Source organism: Nonomuraea mangrovi (genome assembly GCF_042681425.1).
Lineage (GTDB): Bacteria > Actinomycetota > Actinomycetes > Streptosporangiales > Streptosporangiaceae > Nonomuraea > Nonomuraea mangrovi.
In genome coordinates this window covers 346,834-364,358 of sequence record NZ_JBHUFV010000022.1, presented here as the reverse complement: position 1 = coordinate 364,358, position 17,525 = coordinate 346,834, and the positions used below count along the sequence as shown (strand labels likewise).

Annotated in this window: 19 protein-coding genes and 1 tRNA gene; 6 read left to right on the top strand and 14 right to left on the bottom strand. The window is 68.9% G+C overall.

Annotated features, from left to right (window positions below; all coding sequences use genetic code 11):
• Together tmk and topA are read right to left on the bottom strand one after the other, a co-directional pair.
• Positions 1–1,884 carry a dTMP kinase gene (tmk, locus tag ACFSKW_RS15995; protein WP_379573015.1) on the bottom strand — a complete coding sequence of 628 codons (1,884 nt, stop codon included), beginning with the start codon at positions 1,882–1,884 and terminating at the stop codon, positions 1–3.
• 514 nt (positions 1,885–2,398) lie between these two features.
• A complete protein-coding gene (topA, locus tag ACFSKW_RS15990) occupies positions 2,399–5,080 on the bottom strand; it encodes a type I DNA topoisomerase (RefSeq protein ID WP_379573014.1) in 2,682 nt (893 codons plus the stop codon).
• A 177-nt stretch (positions 5,081–5,257) separates the two neighbouring features.
• On the opposite strand from topA, the gene ACFSKW_RS15985 reads away from it, so the two are divergent.
• A complete protein-coding gene (locus ACFSKW_RS15985; RefSeq protein WP_354909235.1) occupies positions 5,258–5,443 on the top strand; it encodes a DUF5703 family protein in 186 nt (61 codons plus the stop codon).
• Between the two features lie 200 nt (positions 5,444–5,643).
• On the opposite strand, the gene ACFSKW_RS15980 is transcribed toward ACFSKW_RS15985, so the two are convergent.
• From ACFSKW_RS15980 to ACFSKW_RS15970, 3 genes are all read right to left on the bottom strand, one after another.
• The gene (locus ACFSKW_RS15980) at positions 5,644–7,602 is read right to left on the bottom strand and encodes a chaplin family protein (RefSeq protein ID WP_379573013.1); all 1,959 of its coding nucleotides are present in this window, start codon (positions 7,600–7,602) and stop codon (positions 5,644–5,646) included.
• Positions 7,603–7,788: 186 nt separating this feature from the next.
• Positions 7,789–8,313: a hypothetical protein gene (locus tag ACFSKW_RS15975; RefSeq protein ID WP_379573012.1), complete on the bottom strand. Its 525-nt coding sequence runs from the start codon at positions 8,311–8,313 to the stop codon at positions 7,789–7,791.
• 167 nt (positions 8,314–8,480) lie between these two features.
• Positions 8,481–9,758: a M20/M25/M40 family metallo-hydrolase gene (locus tag ACFSKW_RS15970; protein WP_379573011.1), complete on the bottom strand. Its 1,278-nt coding sequence runs from the start codon at positions 9,756–9,758 to the stop codon at positions 8,481–8,483.
• 108 nt (positions 9,759–9,866) lie between these two features.
• Here ACFSKW_RS15970 and ACFSKW_RS15965 point away from each other — a divergent pair.
• A tRNA-Leu gene (locus ACFSKW_RS15965) sits at positions 9,867–9,952 on the top strand.
• Here the strand turns inward: ACFSKW_RS15965 and ACFSKW_RS15960 are convergent.
• The 8 genes from ACFSKW_RS15960 to ACFSKW_RS15925 all read right to left on the bottom strand — a co-directional run bounded on the left by ACFSKW_RS15960 (position 9,934) and on the right by ACFSKW_RS15925 (position 13,068).
• Complete coding sequence (locus tag ACFSKW_RS15960) at positions 9,934–10,092, bottom strand: hypothetical protein (RefSeq protein WP_379573010.1); 159 nt, start codon at positions 10,090–10,092, stop codon at positions 9,934–9,936. The two genes, ACFSKW_RS15965 and ACFSKW_RS15960, sit on opposite strands and share 19 nt — an antisense overlap.
• Positions 10,093–10,188: 96 nt before the next feature.
• Positions 10,189–10,512 carry a hypothetical protein gene (locus ACFSKW_RS15955; RefSeq protein WP_379573009.1) on the bottom strand — a complete coding sequence of 108 codons (324 nt, stop codon included), beginning with the start codon at positions 10,510–10,512 and terminating at the stop codon, positions 10,189–10,191.
• Between the two features lie 307 nt (positions 10,513–10,819).
• Positions 10,820–11,092: an AlbA family DNA-binding domain-containing protein gene (locus tag ACFSKW_RS15950; RefSeq protein ID WP_379573008.1), complete on the bottom strand. Its 273-nt coding sequence runs from the start codon at positions 11,090–11,092 to the stop codon at positions 10,820–10,822.
• Positions 11,093–11,166: 74 nt separating this feature from the next.
• Positions 11,167–11,595, bottom strand: coding sequence for a hypothetical protein (locus ACFSKW_RS15945; protein ID WP_379573007.1), 429 nt, complete (start codon positions 11,593–11,595; stop codon positions 11,167–11,169).
• A 165-nt stretch (positions 11,596–11,760) separates the two neighbouring features.
• Positions 11,761–12,060 (bottom strand): helix-turn-helix domain-containing protein, encoded by a 300-nt coding sequence (locus tag ACFSKW_RS15940; protein WP_379573006.1) that lies wholly within the window; start codon positions 12,058–12,060, stop codon positions 11,761–11,763.
• Between the two features lie 5 nt (positions 12,061–12,065).
• A complete protein-coding gene (locus tag ACFSKW_RS15935) occupies positions 12,066–12,266 on the bottom strand; it encodes a type II toxin-antitoxin system RelE/ParE family toxin (RefSeq protein WP_379573005.1) in 201 nt (66 codons plus the stop codon).
• Positions 12,267–12,410, bottom strand: a complete 144-nt coding sequence (locus ACFSKW_RS15930; protein ID WP_379573004.1) for a hypothetical protein — start codon at positions 12,408–12,410, stop codon at positions 12,267–12,269.
• A gap of 49 nt (positions 12,411–12,459) precedes the next feature.
• On the bottom strand, positions 12,460–13,068 hold the full coding sequence (locus tag ACFSKW_RS15925) for a DUF2637 domain-containing protein (RefSeq protein ID WP_379573003.1): 609 nt from the start codon (positions 13,066–13,068) through the stop codon (positions 12,460–12,462).
• 503 nt (positions 13,069–13,571) lie between these two features.
• Between ACFSKW_RS15925 and ACFSKW_RS15920 the strand changes: the two genes are divergently transcribed.
• Complete coding sequence (locus ACFSKW_RS15920) at positions 13,572–13,853, top strand: hypothetical protein (RefSeq protein WP_379573002.1); 282 nt, start codon at positions 13,572–13,574, stop codon at positions 13,851–13,853.
• A 656-nt stretch (positions 13,854–14,509) separates the two neighbouring features.
• On the opposite strand, the gene ACFSKW_RS15915 is transcribed toward ACFSKW_RS15920, so the two are convergent.
• Positions 14,510–15,094 carry a TetR/AcrR family transcriptional regulator gene (locus ACFSKW_RS15915; RefSeq protein ID WP_379573001.1) on the bottom strand — a complete coding sequence of 195 codons (585 nt, stop codon included), beginning with the start codon at positions 15,092–15,094 and terminating at the stop codon, positions 14,510–14,512.
• 106 nt (positions 15,095–15,200) lie between these two features.
• Here ACFSKW_RS15915 and ACFSKW_RS15910 point away from each other — a divergent pair, with 106 nt between their 5' ends.
• The 3 genes from ACFSKW_RS15910 to ACFSKW_RS15900 are packed head-to-tail and all read left to right on the top strand — an operon-like array spanning position 15,201 to position 17,483.
• The gene (locus tag ACFSKW_RS15910) at positions 15,201–15,833 is read left to right on the top strand and encodes an NAD(P)-dependent oxidoreductase (RefSeq protein ID WP_379573000.1); all 633 of its coding nucleotides are present in this window, start codon (positions 15,201–15,203) and stop codon (positions 15,831–15,833) included.
• 2 nt (positions 15,834–15,835) lie between these two features.
• The gene (locus ACFSKW_RS15905; RefSeq protein ID WP_379572999.1) at positions 15,836–16,645 is read left to right on the top strand and encodes an SGNH/GDSL hydrolase family protein; all 810 of its coding nucleotides are present in this window, start codon (positions 15,836–15,838) and stop codon (positions 16,643–16,645) included.
• Between the two features lie 19 nt (positions 16,646–16,664).
• On the top strand, positions 16,665–17,483 hold the full coding sequence (locus tag ACFSKW_RS15900; protein ID WP_379572998.1) for an SGNH/GDSL hydrolase family protein: 819 nt from the start codon (positions 16,665–16,667) through the stop codon (positions 17,481–17,483).
• The last annotated feature ends 42 nt before the right edge of the window (positions 17,484–17,525 follow it).

Genomic DNA, 17,525 nt, shown 5'->3' with positions numbered 1-17,525 from the left:
TTAGTCGCGGATGGCGGGCATCGTGCCGGTGATGTCCTCGGACTCGCTCGGCACCGGGTCGGGCAGGATCTCCCGCACCCTGTCCTGCACCGTCCTGCTGATCTCGTCGAGCGGCAGCGTGCCGTCGACCACGAGATAGCGCTCGGGAGCCGCGCCCGCGAGCGAGCGGAACTCGTTGCGCACCCTCTCGTGGAACTCCAACGGCTCCGACTCGATGCGGTCGGCCGCGCCGCCGAGCCTGGTCAGCCCGACCGACGGCGGGGTGTCGATCAGCACGGTCAGGTGCGGCACCAGCTCGCTGGTCGCCCAGGCGTTGACCTCCGCCACATCGGCGGGGTCGAGCGCCCGGCCCGCACCCTGATAGGCGAGCGAGGAGTCGACGTAGCGATCGGTGATCACCAGCGCTCCCCTCTCCAGCGCCGGCCTGATCACCTTCTCCACGTGCTCGGCCCTGTCGGCGGCGTACATCAGCGCCTCCGCTCTGGGCGACAGCCCCTTCTCCGCCGCGTCGAGCAGGATCGCGCGCAGCCGCATACCGACCTTGGTCGAGCCGGGCTCCCTCGTCTGCACGACGTCGAACCCCTGGTCGCGCAGCCAGATCGCCAGCAGCCTCGACTGCGTGGTCTTGCCGGAACCCTCTCCGCCCTCGAAGGCGATGAACACCCCAGGCACTTTTTCCACATCCCCCGGTGTGTAGCGCTCGCCGCGCAGCGCGGCGAGCATGTCCTCCGAGAGTGACACACCCTTCCTGTCGTCGACCCGGCGCAACGCCAGCGCCCCGACCACCATCATCAGGCCGCCCATGGCGATCAGGGCCAGCAGGGCGCCACCCGCCAGGCCGGCCGCCGGAGCGACCACGGCGGCCGCGAGCAGCAGCGTGACCCTGGCGACCGGCTCCATGTGCGGGCCGTCGAGGACCTCGAGGCCGACCCGCCAGGCCACGCCCGCGCACAGGCCGAGCACCACGGTGAGCATGACCACCACGGACTGGTCCCGGACGAGCGCGATCACCACCAGCGCCGCGCCCACCGCGATGACCGAAACGCCGAACAGCCGCGAACGCGACAGTTGCGTCAGCACCCGCGGACCGAAGAACAGGCCCACCGCGACACCGACGAACAGCGCGCCGAACACCACCCCGTAGGCCACCGGCCCGCTCAGCACGCTGACGCCGATGAGCGCGCCGCCCGCGGCGACCGTGGCCAGCAGGCCCGCGCGGACCCCGCCGGCCACCCTGTCGCCCCCCGAGGCCCGCCAGCCTTCGAGCACCGAGGGTGTCGAGGCGGCGCCGCCACGCCTGGGCAGGCCCCGCAGCGTGAACACCCACACGGCCGACACCAGGTAGGCGAGCGCGCCTCCCGCGACCATCCACGGCCCCGCCGTGGTCAGGACGGTGAACAGCAGCGCGGCGACGGGCGCCGTGCCGTACGTCACGAGGACGCCGAGCCTGGTGGCCTCCTCCAGCCGCTCCTTGGGCACCAGCGCCGGCACGGTGGCGTCCCTGGCGGGCACCCAGAACAGGGTCGCGCACTCGATCAGGAAAGCCGCGGCCACCACCCACTGGTAGAGGCCGACCAGCGGTACCGAGGCCACCAGCGCCACCCTGACCAGATCGGCGACGAGCATGGTCAACCGCCGGTCGAGCCGCACGGTGAGCGGCCCCGCCAGCGGGCCGAGCACAAGCGCGGGCAGCAGCTTGGCCACGAACACCCCGCCGACGGCCGCGGCCTGTGCCTGGTAGCCGTGGGCGGCGGTGAGCTGCGCGGCCAGCGCGCTCAACGCGAGAAGGGTGAGCCAGTCGCCCAGGCTGCTCGCGGACATGGCCATCCACAGCCTGCGGAAAGGGGGGATGTCCAGCACATGGGCCGGTCTGCGGATGGTCATGATGTCAGCGTATCCAGGGGGGTTGAGGGCAGCGGTCTGATATGCCCGGCTGTTCGTGGCCTGAGGGTAATACCTGTGAACTTCTCACGGAGGCAAGTTGCACCAGGGAGATCTCACCGTACGGGCCCACCGGCACCAGCGGTATCCCGAGCCCCGTCCGCCCAGGAAAACGCCGACCCGACCCCACACATGATCACCGATGGGCGTCCCTCCGGAACAGCTCCCCGCGACACGGCCCCCGGAGCAGGCCCCCGCGACGCGGAGGGAAGGACGACGGCGCGCACGGCACCGCACACGGTCGGCGGCGGACGGCGCGCGGCCACACACGACACCGGCCGAAGGCAGCGCCCCACCCGAGGGGATCACCGGCGCGAGACCGTCGGCGGACGGGGGCGTGAACCGTCCTGACACCACGAACCGGGCACGGCGAGTGCCGTGCCCGGTTGGGCGCGTCCTGATGACCGGCTGCCAGATCACTCCGTCAGCTTACGGTCCGTGACCGACAATTCACCGGTCACGATTTGGCGGCGGGCTTCTTCCTCGTGGTCGTGCCCGTGGCCGCCTTCTTCGCGGGCGTCTTCTTCGCAGGCGTCTTCTTCGGGGCGGGAGCGCGCTCACGCCGCTCGGCCAGCAGCTCGGCGGCCCGCTCGATGGTGATGTCCTCGACCGTGTCGCCCTTGCGAAGCGAGGCGTTCGTCTCCCCGTCGGTGACGTAGGGCCCGAAACGCCCCTCCTTGACCACCACAGGCTTCTTGGAGTTGGGGTCCTCGCCCAGCTCACGCAGCGGCGCGGCGGCAGCCGTACGGCGGCCACGCTGCTTGGGCTGCGCGAACAGCTCCTTGGCCTGCTCGATCGTGATCGTGAACAGCTCCTCCTCCGACCCGATCGACCGCGAGTCGGTGCCCTTCTTGATGTAGGGCCCGAACTTGCCGTTCTGCGCGGTGACCTCCTCGCCGTCGATCGCGCCGACGACGCGTGGAATCGACAGCAGCTTGAGCGCGTCCTCCAGCGTGATCGTGTCCAGCGACATCGACTTGAACAGCGAGCCGGTGCGCGGCTTGGGCGCGTCGGCCTTCTTCGTGCGCTTCTTCGTGTCGTCCTGCGCGGCCTCGGGCAGGATCTCGGTCACGTACGGCCCGAAGCGGCCGTCCTTGGCGACGATCAGGTGGCCGGTCACCGGGTCACGGCCCAGCTCCCTGTCGCCCGTCGGCCTGGCGAACAGTTCCTCCGCCTTCTCCGCGGTCAGCTCGTCAGGCGTCATGTCCTCGGGGATGTTGACGCGGACGCCGTCGCGGTCGAGGTAGGGACCGTAGCGGCCCACCCTGATCACGATGTCGCTGCCCCTGATCGGGAAGGAGCTGATCTCCTTGGCGTCGATCTCGCCGAGGTCGGTGACCATCTCCTTCAGGCCCTCGTCGCCCTCGTGGCCGAAGTAGAAGCGCTGCAGCTCAGGAACGCGCTCGGCCCTGTCGTTGGCGATGTCGTCGAGGACCTTCTCCATCTCGGCGGTGAAGTCGTAGTCGACGAGGTTGCCGAAGTGCTGCTCGAGCAGGTTGACGACGGCGAAGGCCAGGAAGGAGGGCACCAGCGCGGTGCCCTTCTTGAACACGTAGCCCCTGTCGAGGATCGTTCCGATGATCGAGGCGTACGTCGAAGGACGGCCAATCTCCCGATCCTCCAGCTCCTTGACCAGCGACGCCTCGGTGTAGCGGGCGGGCGGCTTGGTCGAGTGGCCTGCGACGTCGAGCCTGGTCAGGCCGAGCGCGTCGCCCTCGTCGAGGTTCGGCAGGCGCTTCTCGGAGTCGTCGCGGTCGGTCGACGGGTCGTCCGAACTCTCGACGTAGGCCTTCAGGAAGCCGTAGAAGGTGATCGTCCGGCCGGTCGCGGTGAACTCCGCGCCCCCGCCCGCCACCTTGACGGTGACCGACTCGCCGACCGCGTCCTTCATCTGGGAGGCGACGGTCCGCTGCCAGATCAGCTCGTACAGGCGGAACATGTCGCCGCTCAGCCCGGTCTCGCCCGGCGTGCGGAACTCCTCGCCCGAAGGACGGATGGCCTCGTGCGCCTCCTGGGCGTTCTTCACCTTGCTGGCGTAGACGCGCGGCTTGTCGGGCACGTACGCCGAGCCGTACAGCTTGATGGCCTGCGACCTCGCGGCCGCGACGGCCGTCTCGGACAGCGTGATGCTGTCGGTACGCATATAGGTGATGAAGCCGTTCTCGTACAGCCGCTGCGCCACCTGCATCGTGTACTTCGCGGAGAAGCCCAGCTTCCTGCTGGCCTCCTGCTGCAGCGTGGTCGTCCTGAACGGCGCGTACGGCTTGCGGGTGTACGGCTTGCGCTCCACCGACTGGACGGCGAACGACGCGGTTCGCAGCCGCCCCGCCAGCTCGGCGGCGGCCTGCTCGGACAGGTGGAGCACGTTGGCGTTCTTCAGCCGCCCGTCGGGCCCGAAGTCGCGGCCCTGCGCGACGCGCTTGCCGTCGACGCCGGTCAGCGTGGCGGTGAAGTCGCGCGGCGTCTCCTCCGGCTTGTTGGAGTCGAACAGCGCGGACAGGTCCCAGTAGTGGGCGGCGGTGAACGCCATCCGGTCCCGCTCGCGCTCCACCACCAGGCGCGTCGCCACCGACTGCACGCGACCCGCGGAAAGGCGCGGCTTGACCTTCTTCCACAGCACGGGACTGACCTCGTAGCCGTAGAGGCGGTCGAGGATGCGCCGCGTCTCCTGCGCGTCGACCAGCCGCAGGTTGAGGTCGCGCGGGTTGGACACCGCGTCGCGGATCGCCTGCGGGGTGATCTCGTGGAAGACCATGCGGTGCACGGGCACCTTCGGCTTGAGCACCTCGCGCAGATGCCACGCGATGGCCTCGCCCTCGCGGTCCTCGTCAGTGGCGAGGTAGAGCTCGTCGGCATCCTTCAGCAGCTGCTTCAGCTTGCTGACCTGTGCCTTCTTGTCAGGGTTGACGACGTACAGCGGTTCGAATTCGTGGTCGACGTTGACGCCGAGACGTGCCCAGGCCTCCCCCTTGAACTTCTCGGGGATGTCATCCGCCTTCTCCGGCAGGTCGCGGATATGGCCGATGCTCGATTCGACGATGTAACCGCGCCCAAGGTAGCCCGCGATCGTCTTCGCCTTGGCCGGCGACTCGACGATCACCAGGCGATTTCCGCCGGCGCTGCCGTTGTTGGCTGGCACGCTGCTTCCTACCTCGCTGTTCGCTTGCTTATCCCCCTGCCGGGAGCGGGCACAGATCTGAAAGGTAACCCGTGTCGGGGGATTTTCCTTCCCCGGGGGTCACTGTCTCACTCAAGGACGCAGAATAAGGCCGAGTGAGTGCCGTTGCTCCCTAACTCACCCTGGAGACTAATCGCTGTGCTGGCCTACTCCTACATGGATGTCTATATCCCCCGCGACACTTCACGCGAAGCCGCACGTCAACTGCTGACCGAACACGCCGAATACGGACAGTGGGAGCTCGCCAGAGTGCGGCTGCACCCCGATGGCAGCCGACACGTACGGCTCCGCCGCAAGGTTATCCGGGTCCGCAGCACGTTGTGACATGGCTTTGCCCGTCCCAGGGCCGCGCCCCCCAGAACGGGCAAAGCGTCTTTGCCTTTGCCCGTTCACGTCTTGACGAGAGCGGACAAAGCGTCACGGGTCCCACCACCAGGGGCAACGGGCCGTGCCCGCCCCCCGGCTGGGAGCGGGCAGAGGTTCCTGTGCCGCGTTTCACCCACCGGATGCGGGTGACAGGTTTGCTACTTCTTGCCGAAACGGATGCGGCGGGTGGTCGCGAACAGCGTGGCCGAGGCGGCGAACATGGCGCCCATGACCAGCGCGAGCAGCGAGTTGGAGTTCATCCCCGTGACACCGGACGGCTGAGCGGCGCTCATCAGGCCGAGGTCGCCGACGGGCAGAGCGCCCGTGGCGGACCCGACCGCCCCGCCGACGGGGGTGGAGGCCACCAGCGAGGTGGCAGGGCCGAGGGCGGAGGCGGGGCTGCCACCGGCGGGCGTGCCCTGGCCCTGGTGCTGGGCGGGCGTGGCGGGCTGGCCGGGCAGACCGGGCAGGCCCGGCAGCTCGGGCAGGCCGAGCGTGCCGGCCAGGTCGCCCACCAGCGGAAGGGCCGGCAGGCCCGAGCCGCCCATCTGGTGGGTGACATTGCCCACGTCCTTCAGGCCGGCCATCGCGGGCACGACGGGAAGGGCGGGGAGCAGACCGCTGGTCTTGGCGCCGGCGAACCTGCCGCCGGTGCGCGTCCAGTGGTCGAAGCCGCTGGGGTGCTCGTCGACCGGCTTACCGACCCTGGCGCCGCCGAGGCATCCGGCCGCGGCGTCGCCCAGGACGGCCACCGCGTTGCCGCAGACGTTGATGGGGGCGGTGATCGGCGCGATCACCTGGTTGCCCGCGAGGACGCCGGACCTGCCGGAGGTGGTGTTCCCGCCACCGCCCACGCCGTTCTTCGGAGAGACGGAGGCGCCGCCCCTGCAGTGGGCCTCGGCCAGGCCGAGCGCGGCCACCGCGTTGCCGCAGGCGTTGATCGGCGCGGTGATGGGGGCCACGACCTGGTTGCCGGACAGCACGCCCGACCGGCCCGAGGTGGTGTTGCCGCCCGCGCCCCTGCCGCCGTTCTTCACCGACACGCCGCCCTTGCAGCCGGCGAAGGCCTGGCCGAGGACGGCGACCGCGTTGCCGCAGACGTTGACCGGCGCCGTGATCGGGGCCACGACCTGGTTGCCGGACAGCACGCCCGACCGGCCCGAGGTGGTGTTGCCGCCCGCGCCGCTGCCGGCCGCGGTGTTCTCGACCGAGCTGCCGCCCTTGCAGCCGGCCGGAGCGTTGCCGACCGCGTTGCCGCAGGCGGTGATGGGCAGGCTGATCGGGGCGATCACCTGGTTGCCGCTGCCCGCGCTGAAGCGCCCGTCGGTGTCGTTGCCCGAGGAGCCAGGACGGCCGGGGACGCGGTGGTAGCCGTGGCCCGGCTTGCCGGGGCCGTTGGTGACGCTGGAGCCGCCCTTGCAGCCCGCGAACGCCTCGCCGAAGACGGCGATCGCGTTGCCGCAGATGTTGATCGGGCCGCTGATCGGCGCGATCACCTGGTTGCCGCCGAGCACGGAACTCCTGCCCGACGTGGTGTTGCCACCGGCGCCGACGCCGGAGTTGCGCACCGACGCGCCGCCCTTGCAGCCCGCGGTGGCGTCGCCGAAGATGGCCAGCGCGTTGCCGCAGGCGTTGATCGGGGCGCTGATCGGCGCGGTGATCTGGTTGCCGCCCAGGATGCTGCTGTCGCCGGAGGTCCTGTTGCCGCCCGCGCCGCCCTTGCCGGCGTTCTTCACCGACGCGCCGCCCTTGCAGCCGGCCTCGGAGCTGCCGAACAGCGACAGCGCGTTGCCACAGGCGTTGACCGGCGCGCTGATCGGCGCGTTGACCTGGTTGCCGCCCAGGATGCTGCTGTTACCCGACGTCCTGTTGGGAATGCTGGTGTTGCCGACGTTCTCGACGCTCGCGCCGCCCTCGGAGTTCGCGTTCGACTCGCCCGCCACACCGACCGAGTTGCCGCTGATGTCGACAGGAAGCGAGATCGGCAGGTTGACCTGGTTGCCGCCACCGATGGAGGAGTCTCCGGAGGTGTCGGCGACGGCGGTACCGCCGCCGAAGGACATGACCGCCACCGCGAGCAGAGCCGCGGGGGTCGAAGCCTTGGCCCACGTACGCATGATGAATGCTCCTTGTGGTTCTTGGGGGGATGTGCCTGACAGTTCGCGGGCAGCCGAGGCCGAGCGAGGTCGACGGGACGACCCCGCACAGCGGGAACCTCGGAGAATTTCGCGAACCACATCTGACGGGTGAAATCACACGCTCAGCGGAGGGGACTCGGCCCACGCTCCTGCTCTTGAGCGGATTCAGTCAGGTGAGAAAGAAGGGTCGTCCGCCGCTGTGCGGAAGACCGGGGGCAGCACGCACGCCAGGGGGGCGCGCTGAGCCGTCTCGCGCGGGTCGAAGAAGGACCGCGCGATGTCCCCCATGCCCGGCCCGAACGGGCCGTTGCCACCGCTGTTGGGGGCCAAGCCGTTGGCGCCCATGCTCTTGCCCGCGGTGGAAGGTGTTGGGAAGCCGGGCTTCGACTGGCTGGTCAGCCCGTCGACTTCAGCTCCGGCCATCGCCTCGGTGTTGTCCATCACCAAGGTGGCGCCGCCCGCCGTGGGGAAACCGGCGGTGGCCTGAGAGGTGTCGGCTCCTGTCGCCGCGGTGGTCTCCGCGGCCGCCGGAGCTGCTGAGAGCAGCCCGAAGAGCATGGCGAGCAGCCAACCGGCGACCAGCAGGCCGCCTACCGTCAGCGCTCGTGCGATGACCGAGCGGGCGCCGGCCGCGAACCGCGCCATCCGGGCGGCCCGATCGGTGGTCGCGCGCTCTTCGGAAACAGTCACGGGCACGCGCCGAGCAGGGAGGGCGTGCGCCCCCCGCTGCTGCACCGGCGTGCGTGCCACGTGACCTCCCGAGCTCCAGAACCGACCTCACGTGTGAGGCCAGTCCGTGGACTCACCCCTCAACGGTCCGTAACCGTAGCAGCACCCAAGGTGGTCGCAAGAGCTTTTCAGCAGAGTCCAAGGAATCGGTCAAGCACCCTGACCCCAAACCGGAGCGAATCGACCGGCACCCGCTCGTCCACCCCATGGAACATTCCCGAGAAGTCCAGGTCGGCCGGCAGCTTCAGCGGCGCGAAGCCGTACCCAGTGATGCCCAGCCGGCTGAAGGCCTTCAGGTCCGTGCCCCCCGAGAGCGTGTACGGCACGGCCTTCGCAGCAGGGTCCTCCGCGAGGAGCGCTTCGGCCATGGCGGACACCAGCGGCCCCTCGAACGGGAACTCCAGCGCCACCTGGTGCTGCACGAACTCCCTCGTCACGTTCGGCCCGAGCAGCTCGTCGACGGTGGCGAAGAACTCCTCCTCGAACCCGGGCAGGAACCGCCCGTCCACCACGGCCTCCGCGCTCTGCGGGATCACGTTGGCCTTGTAGCCGCCCTGGAACATCGTCGGGTTGGCGGTGTTGCGGAGCACCGCGCCGATCATGCGGGCGAGCGGGCCCAGCTTGTCGACGTCGTCGGGGCCGAGCTCCAGCTCCTCCAGCAGGCGCTTCACGGTCGGCGTCAGCCGTACCGGCCAGTCATGACGGCCGATGCGGGCGACGGCCTCCGCGAGCTCGGTGACGGCGTTGTCGGCGTTGAGCATCGAGCCGTGGCCCGCGCGGCCCTCGGCCTTCAGCCGCATCCACGCCATGCCCTTCTCCGCGGCCTCGATCAGGTACAGCCGCCGGTCGTCGCCTAGCGACACGCTGAACCCGCCGACCTCGCCGATCGCCTCCGTGACACCCTCGAACAGGCCAGGGTGGTTGTTCACCAGCCAGTTGGCCCCGTAGGCTCCGCCCGCCTCCTCGTCCGCGGTGAACATCAGCACCACGTCGCGCGGTGGCCTGCGCCCCTCCCGCACGCGCTGCCTGGCCACGGCCAGGATCATCGCGTCCATGTCCTTCATGTCGACGGCGCCCCTGCCCCAGACGCAGCCGTCCGCGATCTCACCCGACAGCGGGTGGTGCCGCCAGTCACCCGCGTCGAACGGCACGACGTCCAGGTGCCCGTGCAGCATCAGCGCGCCCCTGCCCGGATCCTCACCCTCGATGCGGGCGATCACGTTGGCCCTGCGGTCGTCGCTCTCGAGGATCCGCGCCTCCAGACCCACCTCGGCGAGCTTCCCCGCCACGTACTCCGCGGCCTGCCTCTCGCCAGGGCCCGCGTTGTCTCCGGCGTTCCTCGAATCGATGCGGATCAGGTCGCGGCAGAGGTCGACGACCTCGTCTTCACCCGTGAGCGCGGTCATGCGGACTCCTTCGATCAGGTCTCGAGGAAACACGGTATGACGCACCCCGCAGAGTTTGCTAACCTTACTGAGCCGACGCGGGATGACGGTCCCGCGTGCAGGCACCAAGTCCGGGTGGCGGAATAGGCAGACGCGCTAGCTTGAGGTGCTAGTGCCCTTTGCGGGGCATGGGGGTTCAAGTCCCCCCTCGGACACTCTTGGTTCCCCAATGAGGTGCGAGCTCCACGTGAGCTCGCACCTTCTTGCTTTCCGAGTCGAAGGCGGCGCGCAGGCCCATGACCTGGTAGAGGTCGGCCTTGCGTTCGGCTGGGGCGTCGGTGAGGGCTTTCACCATGTCTCCTAGGTTCTCGATGGTTCTCTTGAGCTGGTCTCTGGTGATCGTGGGCTTGCCTTCTGCCTGGCGGAGGACTTCATTGCGAGTACGACCCCGCTACCTTCCCAGCGCGGCGTCCACGGACAACCCGTCCCAACCTCCATCGGTCTTCCATATGATCGAGACGCCGAAGATCTCCTTGATAGCCCTGACGGCCCACAGGTCTTGTGGCTCCTTGGGGAGAACCAGGAAGAGGTCATCAATCTGCTGGCCATCGGACCACTCGGCTTCCAGCAGCTGACAGGCCAGCTCACGAAGCGTCCCGTAGGTGCCATCCTCCTGCGCGGAGATCATGTCGAGCCCGAGGCCCTGCTCACCCTTACAGACGATGGTGTCCAGATGAGGCTCGCGTTCGTTGCCGTACAGTTCGGCGGCGAGCATGTGCTTGAGTCGGGCACGAGCCGGCTGCTTCCGCTGGGCACCCGCGCGTTCCTAGATGGAGGCCCGCAACTGGTCGCCATCCGCGAACTGTCCGATGCTGGGCACCGCAACCGCCTCCACTTTCTCAGCTCGAATCACGGGCGTCTTAGCAGGCCCGCCCAACTCAACAGGGAGCGGAGCGGAGTGAAGCACCACCAGGGACTGCGTGCAAGGGGTCAAGGCGACACAGAGCTGCCGAGAGCCCGCAGGGCCCTGCTGGGTCAGCAGGTGCGGCTCCACTACCACGATGTGGTCGAACTCCAGCCCTCTAGCCAGGTGGGCGGGCAGGACCGTGATCGGCTGGCCGAGCCCCAGCAGCGTCGACGCCGACCACGATCAGCCCGCCCCGGGCGTTTCGGAACGCGGCCACGTCCTTGCATAGCTCGAAGGCGCCCTTGTGGGTGTCGAGGGCGTAGGGGGACTTCTTGAAGTCCACGTGGTGTCCATCGGGGATGCCTATCCAGTCGTCGAACTGGTCCTTCGCCCAGGCGGTGAGAACCTTGGACTGGTCTGATGCGCTGCTCGGTGTGGATGCGGACATCCCGGCTCCTTGCCACCTGCTTCTCGTGGGGACGAAGCAAGATTAAGTGGAGCCAGATGCCAGAAAGTGCGGCGTCAGCGGTGGGCGGCGTTCACCCCCGCCACAGACGGAGACCCGGAGTTGACCTTCACCAGCACCTCGACGACCTTCCTCGCCCCGAACGCCCACGCCGGCAGCAAGAACCCCGACACCGTCACCGTCCCCGACGCGGTGATCGTCTTCAGGTCGATCTGGGTGCCGTCCGCCGTCAACAGCACGTCAAACGAGGTCGCGCTCGACAGAGTGACCACCACATCCACCGAGACGGTCGACCCCCAGCGCGGGAACGACGTCCAGGCGATCCGGGTGAGCGTGGTGGAACTGGTGGAGGTGAGCGTGGTCGCCATCGTGAGGGCGCGCACCTGCGCCTCCAACTCCAGCGCCTTCGTCCGCGCTTTCAGGTCGCGGAACCAGGCGGGCAGGTGCGCAACAGGGGAGCGGCCGGACCGGAGGACGGGCCACACCTCGGCCGGGACGCGCGAGCATCTGCCGGGAGCCGAGGTCGAACGACAGCGCGTAGCGAGGACAAGGACCCCCGGTCGCTGGGCACAGCCGCATGATGTGGTCGCGCGAGCCGGGCTCCGACCAGAAGTCCTCAACTCTACGTGAGCTGCCTTTCCTGCGCTGGGTCAGCTTGCCCGGCGGAGTGGCTGGAATTGGACGTTGAGCCGAACCTCGAGCGCCTCGGCGAGGCGTTCCAGCATGGGGATGGTGGGCATAGTGCCTCCTGCCTCGAAGCGGGCAACCGCAGGCTGCTTCAGGCCGGCCCGCTCAGCCAGCTCTGCCTGTGTGAGCCCCAGTTCCTCGCGGCGCTGCCGTACCGCCTCCCCCAACTCGAATCGAAGACGAGCGGCCTCATAAGCGGCACCGGCGCCTGGACGGCTCATGATCTCGGCACGCTTGTCGGCCCACGCCTTGCGCTCCCCCATGGCCCTCACTCCTCATCTGCCGTGTGCGCCTCGGCGATACACCGCTCCATGGCCCGCATCGCCCGCTCGATCTCACCGGCCTCGCGCATCCGCTGCTTCTTGAACACTGTGAGCAGGATGATCCTCCTACCCGAAGCGATCCAGTACGTGATGCGCACAGCCTCGCGAGAGAGATGGAAGCGGAGTTCCCGGAGCTTGCCATGCAACTACCTGGTGTACGGCTCGCCGAGCAGCACGCCCCGCTCCGCCAGGAGGTCGACATAGAAGACGGCCGTCTCCTGATCGTCCTGGCTGAGCGAGTCGAACCACTTGTCGACCTCGGGCTCCAGTTCCAGCTCTCCCCAAGTCATAACATGGACGTTATACTGCAGGCAAGTGCGCCGTCCTGTGAATGGCGCATCAGCCCAGTTCACCCGCCAGGCCCGCCTCCTTCGCCAAGCGCCCCCAGCGTGCAGAACGCTCGAATGCTTCAGCGATCGCTTCACCACCGGGGAGTTCGCCACCCGGTAGGAGGTTGTCCTGGGCCCAGCGCCACGCATGCTGCTGAAGCGTGCGATCCGGCGCGCGACGGCGCAGCTGAACGGTTAAGGTTTCGGGCTCCGCATCATCACCGGAATTGTGCGGATTCGCGAAGCGACGGATCTGACTTATGAGCATCTCGTAGGCGCCGATCAGCGCGAAGGAGGGCCATGCCGCGATGACCCGACCGATCAGAGACGGTTCGGCGACAGCGACGTTGGCGCCCAAACTCGCCAAGCTCGCGATGATGAGCAGCGACCACGGCAGCACTCCACCGCGCGAGCCGTACCGACTGGCCAGAAGCAGGGAAATCGAGGCCGCGACGATCGTGCCGTCTACTGCGAGCGGGATGAGGGCGGCTGCCAGCGGATCCTCGCCGTGCAGCAGGGCGAGCTCGTGCATGTGCCGGAAGGAGACGACGGCGGCGATCAACGCGACGAGGAGGACGCTGGCGGTCGTCGTAAGCCGGATCCAGCAGTCGGGACGCATCTCACACCCCAACCGTTCCAACCAGGAACTCGGTACTCAGCGTCCATTGGGATTTGGTTGGTGTCGACCCTCGGACACCCAGGAGACCCCGAGTTTGTGTAAATCACAGACTCGGGGCTTTTGTGTTTTCGCCACCATAACGAGGCTTGATCGGCCCTTGCCGCCCGTGATCGCGGCGAACCTCGCGACGGCTTCACGTCCACCGTACGGCGCGCGGCACCCGCCGGCGATCATCACGGTCTCAGCCTGACTCCTCCGGGGTTGGCCCGGTAAGGCCGGCGCCAGTGCCGCGGCCACACCGCGCGCGAGCGCTCTGTTCACGACCTTGTGCATGGTCCGGAACGTATCCGGCGCCGTCGAATGTCTCCTATGTCTGGCGGTCAAGGCTCCGTACCCCCGGGCTGGCATCGTCGTGGCGCCCCCGGCTACACTGCCGGATGATCTTGCTAGTCGATCATGGCTTTCGCGAAGGGAAGATCTTGACTTTTCGTCGTATCAGCATCATGACCGCCCCCCTGCTGGTCGCAGCGGCCATCGCACTGCCGGTCACGGCCGCCCATGCATCCGGGACGTCGCAGGCGGCGACGGCCCAGGTCGCCGCCGACTCCTGCAGCAGGGCATCTGCTGACGCGAGGGCCTGGCTGAAGCGGCTCAACAAGCCGACCACCGGTTCATGGTCGGTCCTCCGCAACAGGATCTACGATGTGGCGGGAGGCATGTGGAGCGGCGCCACCAAGCAAGCGGGCCTGAAGATCGCGACGCGGCTGACCAACCTGTGCCGCTGACCGCGTCTCCCGCCCGGGATGGTCGCTGACCAGGTGACGACGGCGACGAGGGCGGACCACCCCGTCGCCTCTCGCCGGTGGCCCACGCCGCCCGGGCGGGGACAGTGCCCATCGTCGCGGCCGGTCGGGGATACGGTCTCGACACGATGAGGCGACGGGAGCCGGCTCGGCCCCTTCTGACCGCTATCCAAAGATCGGCGAAGGGCTCACTACGCCCCTCGGACACAAGATCAACCCCGAGGTCATCGGCTCGGGGTATCTGCATTTCTGCCTCCAGAACGAGCCGTGACACTGCGCTGATACCTGCGGGTTCGGACTATCGGGGTCGCGAACCCAGCTGCCGGGCATGACGTGAGGATTCGTCGGGACGGGCGCACGATCAGGAAAACCCTCACCGAGGGGCGGATCCCGGCCGTGCGGGTGGGCGTGTCCCGCCGCGTTCCGGTCGCCTGGCGGCGCGACCAGGCCCTGGTCAGCGCTCCAGCAACCGGGCAGAGGTCACGATCAGTGCAGCCTGACGGAGGAGGCGCCCCTCGCCGCAAGGGGAGCCCGAAAGCCCAGCAGCCTTCAACGCCGCCCTGGGACACGACGCAGGCCCAGCGGAACTCGGGGGCCGGGTTTCGACGCCGCCATGGTCCCCCGGAGGGGGGAGCCCGTCAGGGAACCAACGGTGCGAGGAGCGCGTGGGCGAACTCCCTTGCGGCTTCGCCGTCGTCGCGGAGGTCGGGTGTGGACATGTGATCCAGGAGGGCTTGCTGGAAGCAGGCGCCGAGCAGCAGTCCGGCGGCGGCCTGCACGTCAGCGTCCGGCCGTAGCCGGCCGGTTGCCTGTTCGGCGCGCAGGTAGGCGGCGAGTGCTTCGTTGGCCTTGTGCGGGCCGGCGTCCTGGCGTCGCAGCTCCTCCTTGTGTGTGGCCAGGGTGGCGGGGTCGGCGAACATCGAGGCGAACATCGGAAAGCCGTCGCGGTAGAAGGCGATCGCGGTCTGGGCGATGGCGGTGAGGTTGTCCGCCAGGTCGCCCGTGCCCGGTCCGATCTGAAGCGCCTGCGCCAGCCGGGTCATGCCGGGCGAGCGCTCCCGCACCACCGCCACGATCAGGTCGGCCTTGTTGGTGAAGTGCTTGTACAGGGCCGCCTCGGTGAACCCGGCGGCCTGCGCGATCTGGCGGGTTGTCATGTTGGCCAGTCCCCGCTCGGCCATCACCTTGGCCGCCGCGTCGAGGATCACGTCCCTGGTGCCCATCTGAGTCCCTTCTTGGTCGGATCACGCTTGACGTGGTTAGTAAACACTCGCTAACGTCTCGCCTCGAAAGCGGCTAACGAGCGTTTACTAACCACTGGGAGTGTAGATGAAACTCACCGTCTTCGGCGCCACCGGCGGCACCGGACAGCACCTCGTCAGCCAGGCTCTGGACGCGGGCCACCACGTCACCGCGGTCGTTCGCGAACCGGCCCGGCTCCACCAGGCACCGCACCCTCGGCTGGAGCCGGTCGTCGCCGATGTGATGGACCCCGACGCGATCCGCGCCAGCCTCACCGGCCGAGACGCCGTCGTCTCCGCCCTGGGACCTCGTGCGAAGGCGGAGGCGACGGTATGCGCCGACGGCGCCCGCTCGATCATCACCGCGATGCGCGCCGCCGGAACCCGCCGCCTGATCGTCGTCACCGCAAGCGGGCACATCGTCGACGGCGGTGACGGGCCACTCAACCGCTTCCTGGTCAAGCCGCTACTGCGGCGACTCCTCCGCACCGGGTTCACCGACTTCGCCCACACCGACCAAGCCGTCCGCACCAGCGGCCTGGACTGGACGATCATGCGGCCTCCACGCCTGACCGACGGTGCGCACCGCCCCTACCGCACCGCCCTGGATGAGAACGTACGCGGCGGCATCACCATCGCCCGCGCCGATCTGGCCCACGCCATCCTCGCCGCGCTGGCCGACCCGGCCACCATCTGCCACAGCCTCGCCCTGGGATACTGACCATGAAGAAAAAGATCATCATCGGTCTGTGCCTGTTACTCGCCGTCGCGCTCGCCGGCACCGGCATGGTCGGCTACCTCACCTTCCTCCGCCCGGCTGAGCAGGCCCCGGCCGAAGTCTGCGCCCACGGCCACAGGCCGGACGCCCGCCCCCGCGTGGTCGCCGCCGGCGCCAGCATGACCCAGGGCACACTCGGCACGGACTGGGTCGGCTCGCTGCGCGCCCAGCCCGAACACCAGGAATACGCGTTCATCAACGCGGGAATCAACGGCAACACCAGCGCCGACCTGCGCCGGCGGGTCGAGGCCGACATCGTGGCCTGCCACCCGGCCGCGGTCGCGATCCTGATCGGCACCAACGACGTCCGCAACGGCGTCCCGCTGGATCAGTATCGAGACAATCTCGGCGCGATCATCGACCATCTCAAGTCCCGCACCACGGCCAGGATCGCGCTGATGTCCCTGCCGCCCCTCGGCGAGGACCTGGACACAGCGATCAACCGAAGGCTCGCCGGATACAACGCCGCGATCAAGGAAATCGCGCACCGGGCGCAGGTCGACTACCTGCCTGTGCACGAGCGCCTGGCCGACCGCCTACGGCCGCAAGGCGGGCGGCAGCCGTACGCCTTCAGCTTCCCGCTCGCCTTCGCCGTCGCCGCCCAGCACTACCTGCTACGGCGCAGCTGGGACGAGATCGCCCGCGCCGGCGGACGCGAGTTCCTCATCGACCACGTCCACCTCAGCGAGCGCGGCGCAGCAGTCATCACCGGCCTCACCTCTCACTGGCTGTCAACAGCAGCCAACACCCGCTGAAACTCCACCGGAGATCACCATGACCGTCGCCATCACCCTGATCCTGCTCTTCATCGGCGGCCTGGGTGCCCTGATGTACCTGGCCTTCCGCCGCCCGCCCGCCAACCCGCCCAAGAAGTTCCGCACCCGTGGGCCCAGGCCCGGCACCCACACCGTCACGGTCGCCTTCGGTGACAGCCTCACCCACGCCAGCCTCAGCGCGGACTGGGTGGGTGCGCTGCGCGAGCGGCTCGGCCCCGGCGGGCACGAGTTCGTCAACGCGGGGATCAACGGCCACACCACCGCCGACCTGCTGGACCGCATGGAGGAGGTCGTGGCCTGCCGGCCGGACGCCGTCACCATCCTCATCGGCACCAACGACGCCCGCAACGGCATCCCCGTGACCCGCTTCCGAACCAACCTGGAACAGATCGTCAACCAGTTGCAGGCCCGTACCACCGCCCACATCGCCCTGCTGTCGGCGCCCCCGCTCGGCGAGGACCTCGACGGCCCGGCCAACCGGGAACTCGCCCCCTACAACGCTGCCATCGAGCAGGCCGCCACCCGTGCGGGCATCACCTACCTGCCGACATATGAGCGCATCTCCGAGCACATCCGCTCGAACAGCACCGCGCCCCACTTCGCCTTCAGCTTCGGCCTGGCGCTGCGCGTCGCCCTGCAGCACTATCTCCTGCGCCGCTCCTTGGACGACATCGCCACAGGCAATGGCCTGACCATGCTCACCGACCACATCCACCTCAACGATCGAGCCGGCACCCTGATCGCCGACCTCGTCACCGAGTGGCTGTCCCGCACCCTGCACGTTGATCGCCGCCATCGGCGGGCCGCTGCGGTGTGAGATGGATGAGGGCGCGTTCCGCCGGGAGTGGAGAGTTTCGCG

Bases quoted from the DNA above. Each gene is read 5' to 3' on its own strand.
- tmk (WP_379573015.1), bottom strand. From the start codon at position 1,884: ATGACCATCCGCAGACCGGCCCATGTGCTGGACATCCCCCCTTTCCGC.
- ACFSKW_RS15980 (WP_379573013.1), bottom strand. From the start codon at position 7,602: ATGCGTACGTGGGCCAAGGCTTCGACCCCCGCGGCTCTGCTCGCGGTG.
- ACFSKW_RS15970 (WP_379573011.1), bottom strand. From the start codon at position 9,758: ATGACCGCGCTCACGGGTGAAGACGAGGTCGTCGACCTCTGCCGCGAC.
- ACFSKW_RS15960 (WP_379573010.1), bottom strand. From the start codon at position 10,092: ATGGTGAAAGCCCTCACCGACGCCCCAGCCGAACGCAAGGCCGACCTC.
- ACFSKW_RS15955 (WP_379573009.1), bottom strand. From the start codon at position 10,512: ATGCTCGCCGCCGAACTGTACGGCAACGAACGCGAGCCTCATCTGGAC.
- ACFSKW_RS15950 (WP_379573008.1), bottom strand. From the start codon at position 11,092: ATGTCCGCATCCACACCGAGCAGCGCATCAGACCAGTCCAAGGTTCTC.
- ACFSKW_RS15940 (WP_379573006.1), bottom strand. From the start codon at position 12,060: ATGGGGGAGCGCAAGGCGTGGGCCGACAAGCGTGCCGAGATCATGAGC.
- ACFSKW_RS15930 (WP_379573004.1), bottom strand. From the start codon at position 12,410: ATGACTTGGGGAGAGCTGGAACTGGAGCCCGAGGTCGACAAGTGGTTC.
- ACFSKW_RS15925 (WP_379573003.1), bottom strand. From the start codon at position 13,068: ATGCGTCCCGACTGCTGGATCCGGCTTACGACGACCGCCAGCGTCCTC.
- ACFSKW_RS15920 (WP_379573002.1), top strand. From the start codon at position 13,572: ATGACCGCCCCCCTGCTGGTCGCAGCGGCCATCGCACTGCCGGTCACG.
- ACFSKW_RS15915 (WP_379573001.1), bottom strand. From the start codon at position 15,094: ATGGGCACCAGGGACGTGATCCTCGACGCGGCGGCCAAGGTGATGGCC.
- ACFSKW_RS15910 (WP_379573000.1), top strand. From the start codon at position 15,201: ATGAAACTCACCGTCTTCGGCGCCACCGGCGGCACCGGACAGCACCTC.
- ACFSKW_RS15905 (WP_379572999.1), top strand. From the start codon at position 15,836: ATGAAGAAAAAGATCATCATCGGTCTGTGCCTGTTACTCGCCGTCGCG.
- ACFSKW_RS15900 (WP_379572998.1), top strand. From the start codon at position 16,665: ATGACCGTCGCCATCACCCTGATCCTGCTCTTCATCGGCGGCCTGGGT.